Origin of the sequence: Actinoallomurus bryophytorum (assembly GCF_006716425.1) — a bacterium.
Lineage (GTDB): Bacteria > Actinomycetota > Actinomycetes > Streptosporangiales > Streptosporangiaceae > Actinoallomurus > Actinoallomurus bryophytorum.
Map to the genome: position 1 here is coordinate 1,975,223 of NZ_VFOZ01000001.1, position 14,975 is coordinate 1,990,197.

Consider the following 14,975-nt stretch of genomic DNA (forward strand, 5'->3'; position numbering starts at 1 on the left):
TAGTGCCCCCATGGCCAAGCGGATCGAGATCTCCGGGCTTAACGCCTACTACGGCAAGTTCCGGGCCATCGAGGACATCTCGATGACGATCGAGCCTCGCTCCGTGACCGCGTTCATCGGTCCGTCCGGGTGTGGCAAGTCGACCTTGCTGCGCACACTGAACCGCATGCACGAGGTGATCCCCGCGGCGCGGGTCGAGGGCAAGGTGCTGCTCGACGACCTCAACCTGTACGGCTCGGAGGTGGACCCGGTCGCGGTACGCCGCGCGATCGGCATGGTGTTCCAGCGGCCGAACCCGTTCCCCACGATGTCGATCTTCGACAACGTGGCCGCGGGGCTGAAGCTGAACGGCGTACGCGGCCGAGGCCGGCTCGGTGAGATCGTGGAGCGGTCCCTGCGCGGCGCGAACCTGTGGAACGAGGTCAAGGACCGACTGAACCGGCCCGGCGCCGGGCTGTCCGGCGGTCAGCAGCAGCGGCTGTGCATCGCCCGCGCCATCGCGGTGGAGCCGCAGGTGCTGCTCATGGACGAGCCGTGCTCGGCCCTGGACCCGATCTCCACACTCGCCATCGAGGACCTGATCGCCTCACTGAAGGACCAGTACACGATCGTGATCGTCACCCACAACATGCAGCAGGCCGCCCGGGTGAGCGACACGACCGGCTTCTTCAACCTGTCCGCCCAGGGACAACCCGGCCGCCTGATCGAGATCGACGACACGAACAAGATCTTTACGAATCCGACCGAGAAGGCGACGGAGGACTACATCACCGGCCGTTTCGGTTGATCATCGTGGTGGCGACGCCCGGACGGATCGAGGGTTCCGTCCGGGCTCCGGCGTACGTGTCAGTGGAACAGGTTGATGATCCAGTAGGCGACGGCGGCGACGATGCCGGCCGCCGGGATGGTGAGAATCCAGGCGGTCACGATGTTGCCGGCCACTCCCCAGCGGACCGCCGAGCGGCGCTTGGTGGAACCCACGCCCATGATGGCCGCGGTGATCGTGTGCGTGGTGGACACCGGTGCCTGCCAGATGAACGCCGTGGCGTACAGGATGCTCGCCGCCGTGGCCTCGGCGGCGAAACCCTTCGGCGGGTCGAGCTCGATCACCTTCCGGCCGAGTGTCCGCATGATCCGCCAGCCGCCGGCATAGGTGCCGAGCGACAGGACCGCGGCACAGCTCAGGATGACCCACACCGGAACGTGGGAGTCCGACGCGCCCTGGTAACCGGTGGTGACCAGCGCGAGCACGATGATGCCCATGGTCTTCTGCGCGTCCTGCAGCCCGTGCCCGAGTGCCATCGCGGCCGCCGACAGCGACTGGGCGATGCGGAAACGGCGGCTGACACGCCCCGGGTACGCGTGCCGGAAGATCCACAGGATCGCGACCATCACGAAGTAGCCGAGGATCAGCCCGACCACCGGCGACAGCACCATCCAGAGCACGACCTTCTCCAGCACCTGGGCCCAGAGCACGCTGCCCGAGGCGGCCAGCGCCGCCCCGATCAGGCCGCCGACCAGCCCATGCGTGGACGAGGAGGGCAGCCCGTAGTACCAGGTGATGAGGTTCCACGCGATGGCACCGATCAACGCCGCGGCGACGATCGTGAGTCCGTGCATGTCTTTCGGAGGGTCGATGATGCCGCTGCCGACCGTCTTGGCGACGCCCGTACCCAGGAAGGCTCCGACGAGGTTCATGACCGCGGCCAGGGCCAGCGCCGCTCTGGGCGTCAGCGCCCGCGTCGAGACGGAGGTGGCGATGGCGTTCGCCGCGTCGTGGAAGCCGTTGGTGTAGTTGAAGACCAGCGCGATGCCGACGACGACGATGAGGGCCGTTAGCTCCACGCCTGCGCGTCCTTCCTTCGGTGCCGGGCGGCCCGCCCCGGTCGCGTCGCGGTCACGATTCCTTGACCGCGATGGACTCGACGGTGTTGGCCACCTTCTCGAAGGCGTCGGCCGCCGCCTCGAGCTGGTCGACGACCTCCTTGAGCTTGAGCACCGTCAACGCGTCGTACTCGCCGCCGAACAGCTCGGCCAGCAGACGACGGTAGACCTGGTCGCCCTGGTTCTCCAGGCGGTTGATCTCGATCCAGTACTCGCTGAGGTCCTTCATTCCGCGCAGCCGCGGCATCGCCTCGGCGGTCAGCTCGGCGGCGCGTTCGAGCACCTCGACCTGGCCGACGACGTCTCGGGGCAACTCCCCGATCTTGTAGAGGACGACGAGGTCGGCGGCCGCCTCCATGAAGTCCATGACGTCATCGAGTGAGGAGGCCAGCCGGTAGATGTCCTCTCGGTCGAAGGGCGTGATGAAGCTTTCGTTGAGCCTGCGCATGATCGCGTGAGTGAACTCGTCGCCGGCGTGCTCGCAGGCGCGCATCTTCTCGGCGATCCCCTCACGGTTACCGCCGTCGCTGATGAGCTCCACGAGCAACCGGGCGCCAGTGACCAGATTGTTCGCGGAGTCCGCGAACATGTCGTAGTAGCTATCCTCACGCGGGGTGAGTCGGAATCGCACGTCCTTCTCCTGAAGTGCGGGAACAGTCCGCAGAGGATGCTACGGCTAACCAGCAGGAAAGCGAACCTTCGCCCCCAAGTTACCGGTTACGTACCCTCCCGTTGAGACGCGTTCGTCGACGTCCTTGGTGGTCACACAGTGTGCCCGGCCCGCTTTACCCGGAACAGATCTACCCAAACGATCTGTTGAAAGTTACCCCCTGGGGGTATATTGTGCGCCTCATGCACGGGTACGCGAAGGACAAGGACGCCTACCTGACCCGGTTGCGACGCATCGAGGGTCAGGTACGCGGGCTGCAGCGCATGGTCGCCGAAGATGAGTACTGCATCGATGTTCTCACCCAGGTCTCGGCCGTGACCCGTGCGCTCCAGTCGGTCGCGCTCGGGCTACTCGAGGACCACCTCGGGCACTGCGTCGCGCAGGCCATCGACGAGGGCGGGCCCGAGGCCGAGGAAAAGGTCAAGGAGGCCTCCGCCGCCATCGCGCGGCTCGTACGTTCGTGAAAATGATCACACTTTGACGGATCTGCTCCGAGTTCACCGGCATTCCGTCGCCGTGGCCGTCTCCGCACGCTCACGGAGACGCCGGCCACGACGGCGATCACGATCTGGCTGCGTGACCGATACCGAGCACCATGTCGATCTCGTCGACCGTCAGCGGCCGTTCGGCCGAAGCGACGGCGCTGAGCATCTCTGAGTAGAGCTCGATCTCATCAAGCGCAACACGATCGTGGACGCGCAGATCCACATTTGCTTGACGCACCGCGTCCACCTCCGCTCGTCCCCACCTGCTGACGAGGCTACGCGCCGCCGACGGTTCCGCACATGACCCAAGAGGGCCATTCGGCAGCCACCCCACCGGGGTGGTTCTGGTCTGTTTGGGGGTCTACCCGGGGGTCTGGTCGGGTGACCGCCGTGACCGGTTCGGATGAAGCTCCTGGAGCAGGCGGCCGCCCTCGGAAGCGGGCAGATCATGTACGCTCAGCCGCGCGACCGCGGCCGCGCTGACCTGCGAACCTCCGAGCCGCGAGGCCTGGCGCGCGACGATCTGGTCGAACAGGCGGCGTACGGTGTCGGCGAACGCGAACGCGGGGTAGTTACGCATGCCGCCGAACCGGTCCAGCAGCTCGACGCGGAGCTCTTCGTCGAGCATGTACAGGTCGCGCTCGGCCAGCCGGGAGAACAGCTGCACGAGCTGCCGGTCGGTCGGCTCACGGAACTCGATGATCGCCCCGAACTCCGCGCGGAAGCCGGGGTTGGCGAGCAGGAACCCCTCCATCTCGTCCGGCAGGCCGGTACAGATGACCATGAACTTGTCGCGTCGCCCGGCCATGAGGCGCGACAGCTCGTCGACCGCCGCCGGCATCCGGTCGAGGAGGTAGGCGTCCTCGATGAGGAGGACACCGCCGACGGCCCGGTCGACACGCGCCGCGACCTTCGCGGCGGTCTCCCCGTCGGCGAAGTCGCGTGCCCCGCACACCAGAAGATGCCCGGTGTCGAGGAGGTTCAGGGCCGCGTAGATGCCGCCGATCAGCCCGGCGACGGTGGCCTTGCCCGTACCCGGCCGGCCGAGGAAGATCAGGTTCCGGCTGGGATTGCCGGACGGCAGCCCGCGCGTGGCCCGGTCGGCGGCCAGCCGAGCCTCGGCGACCAGACCGCCGACGGTGCGTTTGACCTCCTCGAGCCCGATCATCTCCTCGAGGCCGCGCAGGAAGCCGTCCACGTCCCGCGGGGGCCGCAGGGACGGCTCGATCTTCTCCGCGACCCCGGCGAAGTCCACCGGTGCCAGCACCATCCGGTCCCGTGGTGCCCCGGCCCGGTCGAGGTGCCGGCCGACCGCCAGGTCGAGGTACGCCTCGACGAGCCGGGCGCCGGCGAGGTCACCATGACCACCGAGCCGCGCCAGATCCGTTCGTACGACATCGAGCCCCGCCGCGTTGATCGTCACCCGCCGCTCGTCCGCGAGTACGTGCAACAGCGCCAGCCGCGCCTGGACACCCGACAGATCCGGCAGGCGAAAGATCTCGAACGCCCTGGTCAGCTCGGGGAAGTCCGACGCCATGCGAGCGTACGAGTCCGGCTCGCAGGTCGCGATCAGCACCGTCCTGTTCGTCCGGGCCCCGGTCACGGCGGAGGCCACTCTCGCGGGGTCGGCGGCGTCCAGGACGGCCCGGTCGAGGCGCTCGAACAGCAGCGGCGGGCCCTTGCCACGCATGATCGCCTCCACGGTCGTCGCGTGGTCGCCGCGCAGCTCGCCACCGTCGGCCGTACGGACGGAGCCGTCGCCCACCCCGGCGTCGGCGAGCGTACGGGCGATGAGGCGGGTGAGCCGCCGCTGCCCGCTGTGGGGGCCGCCGACGAGAAGCAGGGCGGGAGCCGTACTGTCCGGCGTCGCGACCCTCCTGCGCAGGTCGCCGAACAGCTCACTGGCGTCGTCGGCGTCAGAGAGGAACCGGATACCGAAGTGCTCGGCGACCTTGGGCATGGGCGCGGGCACCGGCGGCGCGATCTGGTCCACCGGGCGTTCGGGCATCGGCGCGGCGCCGAGCAGCCCGCCGAACATCGTCCCGGACATGATGCGGGTGCCGGGGTGGTCGGCCGGCGGGTGCGGGTCGGGGTGGGCGGGTGGCGGGGGTGGCGGGGGCGGGGGCGGCGCGGTGTCCTGGCCGTCGCCCGGGCGTCGGGTCCGTGGAGGGCCGGAGGTCACAGGCGAGGGCGGCACGATCGGAATCGACCCACTGTCGGCACGCGTCCCGCCGATCCAGTCGACGTAGGTGGGGGTGTATCCGGGGTCGCCCGGAGAGTCGAGCGGATCCAGCATGGTGGCGTCGTTCACACCCTCGCCGGCCGGATCCATCCCCCCGGCATCCCCGCTCACGCCCTCAAAGAAGTCCTCGGCCGTGCTGTCGTCATGCGCGCCGTCATGGGTGCTGTCGTCGTGCGCGCCGTCGTCGTGCGCGCCGTCGCTGGGGACGCCGTCGCCGGGAGTGCCGTCATGGTGGGTGCCGTCGTCGCGGGTGCCGTTGTCGTGGGCGCCATCGCCGGGGGCGCCGTCGCCGGGAGTGCCGTCATGGTGGGTGCCGTCGTCGCGGGTGCCGTTGTCGTGGGCGCCATCGTCGGAAGCGTCGCCGGCTGATGCTGTTCCGTTGTCTGGAGCTGTGGCGTCGTCGTCCTCGCCGCTCTCACCACCACTGACACCCTCACCCGAGGCCACAGCCTCGCCGCCGAGTGGGTCACCCTCGTTGACGGCCCGGGTCCCGCCGGAGAAGGCGCCGCTGTCGACGACCGTGTGGTCGTCGCCAAAGGCACTCCCGTCAACGGTGGTGCGCTCCGCATCGCCGACGAAGGAAACGTTTGGAGAACCGCCGGCCGCCGCGGAGGCCGAGGAATCGTCAGCGGCGCTCCGGACCGGCGTCACGGACGGCGAAGGCGTCACGGACGGCGAAGGCGTCACGGACGGCGAAGGCGTCGCCGGAGGCTCCGCACTCCCGGCAGAGGGCGCCGCGGAAACCTCACTCTCGCTCGCCCCGGACGAGCCCCGCGCCACACTCTCGGAAAGGCCCTCCCCCACGGACTCGGACGAGTGCTGGGTCAGTCCCTCGGACGAACCCTGTGTCACGCCTTCGGACGAGCCCCGCTCCACACCCTCGGATGAGCCCTGTCCCACAGTCGCGGACGAGTCCTGTGCCACACCCTCGGACGAACCCTGTGTCACGCCATCGGACAAGCCCCGCCCCACGGTCCCGGACGAGTCCTGTGCCACACCCTCGGACAAGCCCCGCCCCACAGTCGCGGACGAACGCTGTCCCACGCCGCCGGACGGTGCCTGCGGCACCGGCGCCGCGGGTCCGCTCCCATCACGCCCTTCGATCTCCGACCAGGCGGCCGCCTCGGGCGGCCCGGACACCTCGCGCTCCTCCGCCCTGAATGCAGCCGGCGTCGCGGCTACGCCCGATCCACCCACGTCAGGTCCACCGGCCTCCGACCCAGCCGCCGCCTCCGGCAGCGAATCGGGTCTGTCCGACCCGGCACCTCCGCCCCCAGACCCGGGCGACGCGGACACAGCACCTTGTCCCGACCCCGACCGCGCCCGCTCCGCAGGGACGGGCGCCCCACCCACATCACGTCCTCCGGACACCGGCCCTGCCGCCGCCTCCGGCAGCGGCCCGGGCCCGTCCAACTCGGCACCTCCGCCCCCAGGCGACGCGGAGAAAGCACCTTGTCCCGACCTGGATAGCGTCGGCCCCGCGGACGCGGCCGACCCGCCCACATCACGTCCTCCGGACACCGACCCAGCCGCCGCCTCGGAAAGCGGCGGAGCTTCACCTCGATCGACGAGGTGAGGGGGTCCGGGCAGCGCGCGTACTCCCGGCCCGTCCGACTCGGCATCTCCGCTCCCGGACCCGGGCACCACCCCCGGCGGCGCGGGCACCACACCCTGTCCCAGTCCGGATGGCGTCTGCCCCGCGGAGGCGGACGACCCGCCCACGTCAGGTCCTTGGGGTAGCGCCTGAGCCGCCATACCCTGTCGCGAACCGGGTCCCTCCGAATCGAGGTCTTCGCCTCCGGATCCGCCTGCCGTCGTGGGCGGAGTGAACGTCCCGTCCGCGTCAGGCCCATCGGGCCCGGGGCCAGACGTCATTCCGGACGGCGAATCCGATATCTCCACGCCCGGGTCGTCATGCCCCGGCGCCGCCTCGGGCGACTTGGGTGCTGAGCCCTCTGCCGGCGCCTGTGGCGTGGCGGCGGGTGATCCGTCCGCGTCGGGTTCCTCGGATCCTGGCCAGGCCATCGTGGCAGGTGGCGAGATCGGCTTGTCCGGCTCGGCGCCTTCGCCGGACCCGGCCGCTGCGGACATCGCGCGGGCTTCGCTGGGTGGGGGCGGCGCGTCGTCCGTCTCGCTCGTGTTCGGGCCGGGGTGCGCCTCGGTTCCGTGTGACGCGGCCGCGTGCTCACCGGTCCCGGGCCATGCCTGCGTGGCCGGGGGCGGAGTGGGCCTGCCCGCGTCGCGGCCCTCGGCTGCGGGCCGGGCCTCGGACGCGGCCGGCGGAGCGACCCCCTCACGGTTCTCCGGTCCGGTCCGCGATCCGCTCGCCGGTGAGAAGGTCACCACCTCACGCTCGCCCGTGCCGGGCCACATCGCCGTCGCCGGGGGGCGGGCGGGCGCAGATGCCACACCCTGACCCGTATCGGGCCGGTCCTCGGCTTCCGGTGAGGCAACCGACGGAGACCTCGCGCGCTCACCTGTGGCGGGCCGGGCATCGGCCTCCGACGAAGAGGCCGCCGTCGGGGCCGCATGCTCGTCCGCGCCGGGCCGGCTCTCGGCCGCGGGTGAACCCCCGGACGTGAAGCCGGCGCCCTCGCCGGTACCCGGCCACGCCTCCGTCGCAGGCGCACGAACAGGCGCGGGGACCTCGCTCTCGCCCGTACCGGGCCATGCCTGCGTCGCAGGCGGGCGAGCAGGCGCAGGATGCGCGCCCTCACCCGTACCGGGCCACACCTCCGTCGCAGGCGCACGAACAGGGGGAGCCTCGCTTTCACCCGTACCGGGCCACGCCTCCGTCGCAGGCGCACGAACAGGCGCGGGACCCGCGCCCTCACCAGGCCACGCCTCCGTCGCGGGCGGGCGGGCAAGTGCGGGAGCCTCGCCCTCACCCGTACCCGACCACGCCTCCATCGCAGGCGGACGAGCAGGCGCAGGAACCGCGCCTTCACCCGTACCAGGCCAGGCCTCCGTCGCAGGCGCACGAGCAGGCGCGGGACCCGCGCCCTCACCAGACCACGCCTCCGTCGCGGGCGGACGAACGGGCGCAGAAGCGGCGCCCTCACCCGTACCAGGCCAGGCCTGCCCTGGGGGCTGTGCCGATCCGCCCACGTCGACGCCCTCGGCGCCGGACCAGGCCGCGGTCGACGGCGGTACCACGCCCGCCCCCGTGCTCCCCCCGCCGCCTTCGCGGCGCGTCTCGTCTCCCGTGCCGCCGGGCGCGCCCGGCCAGGCTTCCGTTCCGGGCGGAGGTGCCGGTGTGGCCGGGCCGGGTTCGCTCGCGGACGGCCACGGCCGTGCGCCCTCCCATGCCTCGGTCGACGGTGGTGGGAGTGGTGGGTTCGCGCTCGGGGGCGCCCAGGCCGGGGCCTGGCCGGGTGGGCCGGTGGGGGGTTCCTGTGCCAGGGCGACGCCCGGCGTGGCCGGGGTGCCGGGGTTGGCGGGGTACTGCTGCGCCAAGGGTGCGATGCCCGGCGCCTGCGACATCGGCTCGGTGGACGCCACGGACGTCGCGCGTCTTGGGCCGATGATCTCCGCCAGGATCGCGACCGGTGACGGGAAGCCGCGTGGTCTCGCCGGGATGCCGCCGCCCAGCCGGCACCACGCCAGGTCGGCCGTGTACATGGTGGCGAGGAGTGCGTTGCGTACGGCCGGTTCGACCACGTCCATGCGTTCGCGCAGGGAGCGGGGCATCCGGTCGCCCTCGGGCCAGTACGGGCGCAGCGGATGGTCGCGCTGGATGAGCATCGCCCGCATGGCCTCGCCGACCTGGGGGTCCAGCCAGCCGATGACCTGGGTGGAGACGTCCTGGCGTACGACGGCGAGGTCGGCGGCGAGCAGTGCGGCCGCGAGCAGCCTCGGCTCGACGTAGCCGCGTCCGGACGGGTCGCCGGCGACCGGGGTGAGCGCGACGGCCAGGTCGTAGTAGGTGTTGCGGAAGTGTTCGCCGGCCGATGCCTCGATGCGCAACGCGGGGGCCAGGGCCGGTGGGCAGCGGGTGAGCCACTGCTGCATGACCGCCCGGTCGCCGTAGGACAGCGCGCCGTAGTCGACCGTGGGGTTCTGGAGGGTCACGCCGAGCATGGCGAGCAGCGCGTCGGCGCGTGGCTGGAAGCGGGAGTCCTCGCGCAGCGCGCTCGCCATCGCCCACATCGTGCGCAGGATCACCACGGCCGAGTCGACGCGGCCGGACCGCAGCCGCTCGGCGTACAGGCCGATCAGCGACTCCAGTGGCGGCGGCGTCAGCCAGCGAGGTCCCTCGATCTCCGGAAGGGGCCGGGAGCGGTGGGACGCCCAGAGCCCGAGCAACTGGCCGTCGAGGCGTGCGTCGAAGACCGGGGCGGTCGCGCACCAGAGCATCACGCCCCAGGTGAGGGCCACGGTGCTGGGTACGGACGAGGAGAACAGGCCCCACCAGTGCGGAAAGTCCGGCGGCGGCAGCGCGGCCGCCGACTCGACGGTCGCGCGTACGCGGGAGGTGACCTCCGGCCTGATGCTCGCGTCGACGAACGCGAGCGCGGGAGGTGGCTCGTAGGTGAGGTCGGGGCCGGTCGGCACGACGTGCGGGGGCACCGGCGGCACCGGCATGCCCCGCTGGAGGGGGCGCGCGGACATCCGCGTGATCGACAGTCGCGGTGGCGGGCAGAGGTGCCACTGGCCGTCGGCGGCGGTCCAGCGGTACCAGCGGCCCCACGCGCCGAAGAGCCACCAGCTGCCGTCGGGCAGGGCGAGCATGCGCGCGGCGACGAGGTTCTGTCGTTGTTGTGGTGGTGTGCCGGGCCACCATCCCGAGGAGACCATGGCATGCGTGTCACGCTCGGCCACCGTAAATGGATCTTGTACGGCGGACGAGGGAACTTCCCCATATGCCTGCCCCCAGACCACCAGGCAATGGTAAACGGATGACCATCACAAAGGCGATCACGAGAAAAACTCAGATCCAGCGGGCCTCACGGTGCAGGCGGCTTTTCTCCACGTACACGGCGGGGGTGTACGCGAGTACGGCGCGGTCGTCGTCGTTCAGCTCCCGCACCACTTTTCCCGGCACGCCCGCGACGAGTACGCCCGCAGGGATGGTCTTGCCCGGGGGTACGAGGGCGCCCGCGGCGACCAGCGACCCCGCTCCGATCCGCGCGCCGCCGAGCACGATCGCGCCGATCCCGATGAGCGAACCGGTCTCGATGTGCGCGCCGTGCACCATCGCCTTGTGCCCGAGGCTGACCCGGTCCTCCAGCACGGCCGGCTCGCCCGGGTCGGAGTGCAGGCAGGACAGGTCCTGGATGTTGCACTCCTCACCGACCACGATCTCCTCGTCCTCGCCACGCAGGACCGAGCCGTACCAGACGTTCGCGGCACGTCCCAGTGTCACCCGCCCGACGATGACGGCACCCGGCGCGACCCACGCCTCGGGGTGGATCTGCGGCTCATGGTCACCCAGCACACCACGGAAGAAGTCAGTCACGGTCCCCGAGTCTAGGAGCGAACGGACCGTGACCGACGAGCACCCGTGCAAGCACGTGTCCGGCCCTCATCGGAGCGGCTTGGCCGAAACCTTCCCTGCGGATGGGACGGTTCTCGCTCCCAAGGGGGTCATTTAGCGGTATATATCGTGTGCAGACTCTTGGGTCGCGACAGCGGAGAGTCACTAATTCTCACTAGACGCTGCATTCCCCTTGCGCGAAAGGGGTAGAAGCGTCGAGAGTTCATCAGACCTACCTTCAACCCTTTGGGCCAATGAGCAACGAAGCCGAGATCCTGCCAAATCTCCTCCGCGAGGAGACGTTCGAGATCGTCATGCGCGGCTACAACCGCCGCCAGGTCGACGAATACATCGCCCGCACGCGCAACCAGATCCGCGAGCTCGAGGCACGGTTGTCCCGTGCACTCGACGAGGTCGAACGCACCCGCCGGGAGATGACCGAGGTCCGCGAGGCCCGCCGGCCGACCGGTGACGACCTCAGCGAGCGCCTCCGTCAGATCATCAACCTGGCCGAGGAGGAGGCGCAGTCGAAGCTGGGCGACGCCGACCAGAAGGTCACCCAGATTCGGCAGGACGCCGAAAAAGAGGCCAAGCGCGTCATCGACGAGGCCCACGGCAAGTCCGAGCGGACGGTCGCCCAGGCCCAGGAGAACGCCAGCCACATGCTGTCGGCGGCCAAGCAGGAGTCCGAGAGGGTCCTGTCCAGCGCCAAGCAGGAGGCCGACAAGCTCCTCCTCGACACCCGCAATGACGCCGAGCGCACTCTGACGAACGCCGAGCGCCGCGCCTCGGCCATCAACGAGGACGCCTCGGACCGGCTGACGCAGCTCACCCAGCAGCACTCACAGGCACTCGGACGGCTCGGCGAGATCAGCGAGACCCTCGTCGGTCTGCTGCGCAACGAGGACAAGGCCGGTCCGCTGGAAAAGATGGTGAGCGACATCGCCGCCGCCCCCCGCCAGGACAGGGGGGAAAGGCAGGACAGGCAGGAGAGGCAGGGCGACGGCCAGGGGCCCGGCCGGCCGCAGGGACAGCCGCAGGCCCAGCACGCGCGTCCCCAGCAGCAGGCACCGCACGCACAGCCGCCCGCTCATCCCCATGCCCAGCCGCAGCCGCACGCCCACCCGCAGGGACAGGCGCACCCGATGCCGCCCGCCGGCCAGCCCGACCCGCAGCGGATCATCCAGGTTCCGCCGTCGCCGCCCGCGAGCGACCCGGCGGAGTGACGTGATGCGGATCGCCCTGGCAGCCGTCACGGCCGCCAGGGCGATCTGTTCGTCCCAGCCGTTCGTGGCGACCGGCGGGCAGTGGGACGAGGTCAAAGACCGCTGGGCCTCATCCGAAGTCTCCGTCCGTAGCGAACGGCGTCCAGGCGGCGCGTCGCAAGGCGGAGGAGGGAGTCGGCCCGGTGCCGACGACAACGCGGCGAGGCGTCCTATGGGCGCCGCGCGGTAGGACAGCGAGACTTCGGATGAGGCCCTAGAGTCTTGGTCTCGTGGGAACCGAAAAACGCCGCCAGGCGGGCGCCGGCACCGTACGCCCGATCCGCTACATGGGCGATCCCGTACTCCGCACCGAGGGCGACCCGGTCCGGGCGTTCGACGCCGACCTGAAACGCCTGGTCGATGACATGTTCGCCTCGATGTACGCGGCCGACGGCGCGGGGCTCGCGGCGAACCAGATCGGTGTCTCGCTCCAGGCGTTCGTCTACGACTGCGCCGACGAGGCGGGGCGGCGTCACGTCGGGCACGTGCTCAACCCCACACTCGTGGCCGCCGACGGCGAGCTGGTCGACGACGAGGAGGGATGCCTGTCGCTGCCCGGCCTGCGGTTCGCGACGCCTCGGTACTCCCGCGCCGTGGTCGAGGGGGTCGACCTGACGGGCAAGCCGATCCGCGTCGAGGGCACCGGCTACTTCGCGCGCTGTCTCCAGCACGAGAGCGGTCATCTCAAGGGCCAGTTGTACGTCGACACGCTCGAGGGCGCCACCCGCAAAGAGGCCCTGCGCGCCGTACGCTCCGCGACCTGGAGCGCGTGATCAGTCGTCGAAACGACCGGAGCGCCCTTTCTTGATCTGTCCGCGCCGGCGCTTGCCCTCGATCCGCCGCGCCTGCACGCGGCGGCTGGGTTTGGTCGGGCGCCGCGCCTTGGGCGGAGGCGCGGTGGCCTCGGCGAGCAACGCCGCCAGCCGGTCCTTGGCCGCCTCACGGTTGCGCAGCTGAGAGCGGTGCTCCTCCGCGCGGATCGTCACGACGCCGCCCACGAGGCGGCCCGCGAGGCGTTGCAGCGCCCGGTCCTTGTACGTCTGCGGCAGGACCGCCGACCGGGCCACGTCGAAGGACAACTCCGCCGCGGTGTCGCTCGTGTTGACGTGCTGGCCGCCCGGCCCTGACGAACGCGAGAAACGCCAGCTGAGCTCGGCGTCAGGAATGACCACCGAACCTCGCACGTGTACTGGACCGGACATAGATCTGATTATCCCCGGACCACGACCCGAATGTCGTGTTGTTTTCGCGACCTGCGCGGGGGCTGACGTGACGCAAGTGGTTACTTACAATGCGTTCATGGCATCTGGCTCCTCCGGCCGGTCCGACGACGGCCGCTCCCCCAACGACGACCTCTTCCACGACGAGGACCTGATCCGGGTGATCGGCCGCGAGGGATTCCTGATCGCGGCGGGTGGCGCCGCGTCGCTCCTCCAGACCGCCCATCCGAAGATCGCCCAAGGCGTCTACGACCACAGCTACACGGCCGAGGACCCGCTCGGGCGGTTGCGGGGCACGATGCAGTGGGTCTACGTGGTCGGCTTCGGCTCCCGCGCGCAGGCCGAACGCCTCAGCGACGTCGTCCGGCGAATGCACGACCGCGTCACCGGCCCCGGCTACGCGGCCGGCGAACCGGAGCTGCAGGTCTGGGTCGCCGCCACGCTCTTCGCCACCGCCGTGCAGGTGTACGAGCTGATCTTCCGCCGGCTGTCCCCGGAGGAGCTTGCCGCGTACTACGAGCAGAGCAAGATCTACGCGACGATCCTCGGCTGCCCGTACGCGATGATGCCGGCCACCTACGCCGACTTCCGCGACTACTACGCCGGGACGCTCGCCTCGCTGCGGATCAGCGAGGCCTCACGGGCCATCGCCCACCAGGTGCTGCATCCGAAGCTGCCCGGCGGCCCGCTGAACGCACCCGCGCTCGCCGCGATCCGGCTCATCACGGCCGGGCTCATGCCGGAGGAGATACGGGACCAGTACGGCTGGCGGTGGAACCGCTCGCGCCGCGCGCGCTTCCGTCTGCTGATGGCCACCGTACGGCTCACCTACCCGCGCCTGCCGCTACGCGTACGGACCCTGCCCCGCGACCGTTACCTCAAGGCCCTGCGCGAGCGTCTCCCCCAGTCCTCGGCCGCCGCGAACGGCTGAGGGCGGCCCCGCACCGGGGCCGCCCTCACCGCGGTTACTCGCCCGACCACTCCGGAGGGCGCTTCTCCGCGAACGCGGCGGCACCCTCCATCGCGTCCTTGGACACGAAGACCGGGTTGATGATCTCGCCCTGCTTCGCGAACTGCTCCGAACTGTCCCAGTCGGCCGACTCGACGATGACCCGCTTGGTCGCCGCGAGGGCCAGGGGCGCGTTCGCCGCGATCCTGAGGGCCAGTTCACGCGCCTCCGCCAGGGCCTCTCCGGGCGAGGTGAGCTTGTTGACCAGGCCGAGCTCGGCCAGGCGTGACGCCGGGTAGTGCTCGCCGCTCAGCGCGAGCTCCATGGCCGCGTGGTACGGGATCCGCCGCGGCAGCCGCAGCAGGCCACCGGCGCCCGCGACCAGGCCGCGCTTGACCTCGGGCAGCCCGAACTTCGACTCGGACGATGCGACGATCATGTCGCAGGCCAGCGCGAGCTCGAAGCCGCCCGCCAGGGCGTACCCCTCGACGGCGGCGATGATCGGCTTGGCCGGCGGGCGCTCGACGATGCCGCCGAACCCCCGCCCCTCCGCGATCGGGTTGTCGCCGGTCAGGAAGCCCTTGAGGTCCATGCCGGCGCTGAACGTGCCGCCCGCGCCGGTCAGCACGAGGACGGACACGTCCTTGCGCGCGTCGAGCTCGTCGAGCGCGCTCGCCATGCCCTTCGCGACCGCGCCGTTGACCGCGTTCCTGGCCTCCGGACGGTTGATCGTGATGACGGCGACGCCGCCGTCGACCTCGGTCAGCACTGCATCCGACATGGT

General features: G+C 70.9%; 12 protein-coding genes. 5 read left to right on the top strand and 7 right to left on the bottom strand.

The window, feature by feature from the left end; all coding sequences use genetic code 11:
- The first annotated feature begins 10 nt into the window (after nt 1-10).
- Complete coding sequence (gene pstB / locus FB559_RS09335; protein ID WP_141955238.1) at nt 11-787, top strand: phosphate ABC transporter ATP-binding protein PstB; 777 nt, start codon at nt 11-13, stop codon at nt 785-787.
- Between the two features lie 59 nt (nt 788-846).
- On the opposite strand, the gene FB559_RS09340 is transcribed toward pstB, so the two are convergent.
- A complete protein-coding gene (locus tag FB559_RS09340; RefSeq protein WP_141955239.1) occupies nt 847-1,845 on the bottom strand; it encodes an inorganic phosphate transporter in 999 nt (332 codons plus the stop codon).
- Between the two features lie 52 nt (nt 1,846-1,897).
- The gene (locus FB559_RS09345; protein WP_141955240.1) at nt 1,898-2,515 is read right to left on the bottom strand and encodes a DUF47 domain-containing protein; all 618 of its coding nucleotides are present in this window, start codon (nt 2,513-2,515) and stop codon (nt 1,898-1,900) included.
- Nucleotides 2,516-2,736: 221 nt separating this feature from the next.
- On the opposite strand from FB559_RS09345, the gene FB559_RS09350 reads away from it, so the two are divergent.
- Complete coding sequence (locus FB559_RS09350) at nt 2,737-3,018, top strand: metal-sensitive transcriptional regulator (RefSeq protein WP_141955241.1); 282 nt, start codon at nt 2,737-2,739, stop codon at nt 3,016-3,018.
- Between the two features lie 97 nt (nt 3,019-3,115).
- On the opposite strand, the gene FB559_RS43740 is transcribed toward FB559_RS09350, so the two are convergent.
- The 3 genes from FB559_RS43740 to FB559_RS09360 form a co-directional block, all read right to left on the bottom strand.
- Nucleotides 3,116-3,286 carry a hypothetical protein gene (locus FB559_RS43740; protein WP_185792636.1) on the bottom strand — a complete coding sequence of 57 codons (171 nt, stop codon included), beginning with the start codon at nt 3,284-3,286 and terminating at the stop codon, nt 3,116-3,118.
- Nucleotides 3,287-3,400: 114 nt separating this feature from the next.
- Nucleotides 3,401-10,102, bottom strand: coding sequence for a hypothetical protein (locus FB559_RS09355; protein ID WP_141955242.1), 6,702 nt, complete (start codon nt 10,100-10,102; stop codon nt 3,401-3,403).
- 109 nt (nt 10,103-10,211) lie between these two features.
- Nucleotides 10,212-10,739, bottom strand: a complete 528-nt coding sequence (locus tag FB559_RS09360; protein ID WP_141955243.1) for a gamma carbonic anhydrase family protein — start codon at nt 10,737-10,739, stop codon at nt 10,212-10,214.
- 272 nt (nt 10,740-11,011) lie between these two features.
- Here FB559_RS09360 and FB559_RS09365 point away from each other — a divergent pair, with 272 nt between their 5' ends.
- Nucleotides 11,012-11,983: a DivIVA domain-containing protein gene (locus tag FB559_RS09365; protein WP_185792115.1), complete on the top strand. Its 972-nt coding sequence runs from the start codon at nt 11,012-11,014 to the stop codon at nt 11,981-11,983.
- A 269-nt stretch (nt 11,984-12,252) separates the two neighbouring features.
- Nucleotides 12,253-12,795 carry a peptide deformylase gene (gene def, locus FB559_RS09370; protein WP_246121470.1) on the top strand — a complete coding sequence of 181 codons (543 nt, stop codon included), beginning with the start codon at nt 12,253-12,255 and terminating at the stop codon, nt 12,793-12,795.
- On the opposite strand, the gene arfB is transcribed toward def, so the two are convergent.
- On the bottom strand, nt 12,796-13,224 hold the full coding sequence (gene arfB / locus FB559_RS09375) for an alternative ribosome rescue aminoacyl-tRNA hydrolase ArfB (protein ID WP_141955244.1): 429 nt from the start codon (nt 13,222-13,224) through the stop codon (nt 12,796-12,798).
- A gap of 97 nt (nt 13,225-13,321) precedes the next feature.
- On the opposite strand from arfB, the gene FB559_RS09380 reads away from it, so the two are divergent.
- A complete protein-coding gene (locus FB559_RS09380) occupies nt 13,322-14,173 on the top strand; it encodes an oxygenase MpaB family protein (protein WP_141955245.1) in 852 nt (283 codons plus the stop codon).
- Nucleotides 14,174-14,207: 34 nt separating this feature from the next.
- On the opposite strand, the gene FB559_RS09385 is transcribed toward FB559_RS09380, so the two are convergent.
- Nucleotides 14,208-14,972 (bottom strand): crotonase/enoyl-CoA hydratase family protein, encoded by a 765-nt coding sequence (locus FB559_RS09385; RefSeq protein ID WP_141955246.1) that lies wholly within the window; start codon nt 14,970-14,972, stop codon nt 14,208-14,210.
- Nucleotides 14,973-14,975 lie beyond the last annotated feature (3 nt).

Excerpts from the sequence above, each read along its gene's own strand:
- arfB (WP_141955244.1), bottom strand. The coding sequence starts at position 13,224 with ATGTCCGGTCCAGTACACGTGCGAGGTTCGGTGGTCATTCCTGACGCC.
- FB559_RS09350 (WP_141955241.1), top strand. The coding sequence starts at position 2,737 with ATGCACGGGTACGCGAAGGACAAGGACGCCTACCTGACCCGGTTGCGA.
- FB559_RS09365 (WP_185792115.1), top strand. The coding sequence starts at position 11,012 with ATGAGCAACGAAGCCGAGATCCTGCCAAATCTCCTCCGCGAGGAGACG.
- FB559_RS09385 (WP_141955246.1), bottom strand. The coding sequence starts at position 14,972 with ATGTCGGATGCAGTGCTGACCGAGGTCGACGGCGGCGTCGCCGTCATC.
- FB559_RS09380 (WP_141955245.1), top strand. The coding sequence starts at position 13,322 with ATGGCATCTGGCTCCTCCGGCCGGTCCGACGACGGCCGCTCCCCCAAC.
- pstB (WP_141955238.1), top strand. The coding sequence starts at position 11 with ATGGCCAAGCGGATCGAGATCTCCGGGCTTAACGCCTACTACGGCAAG.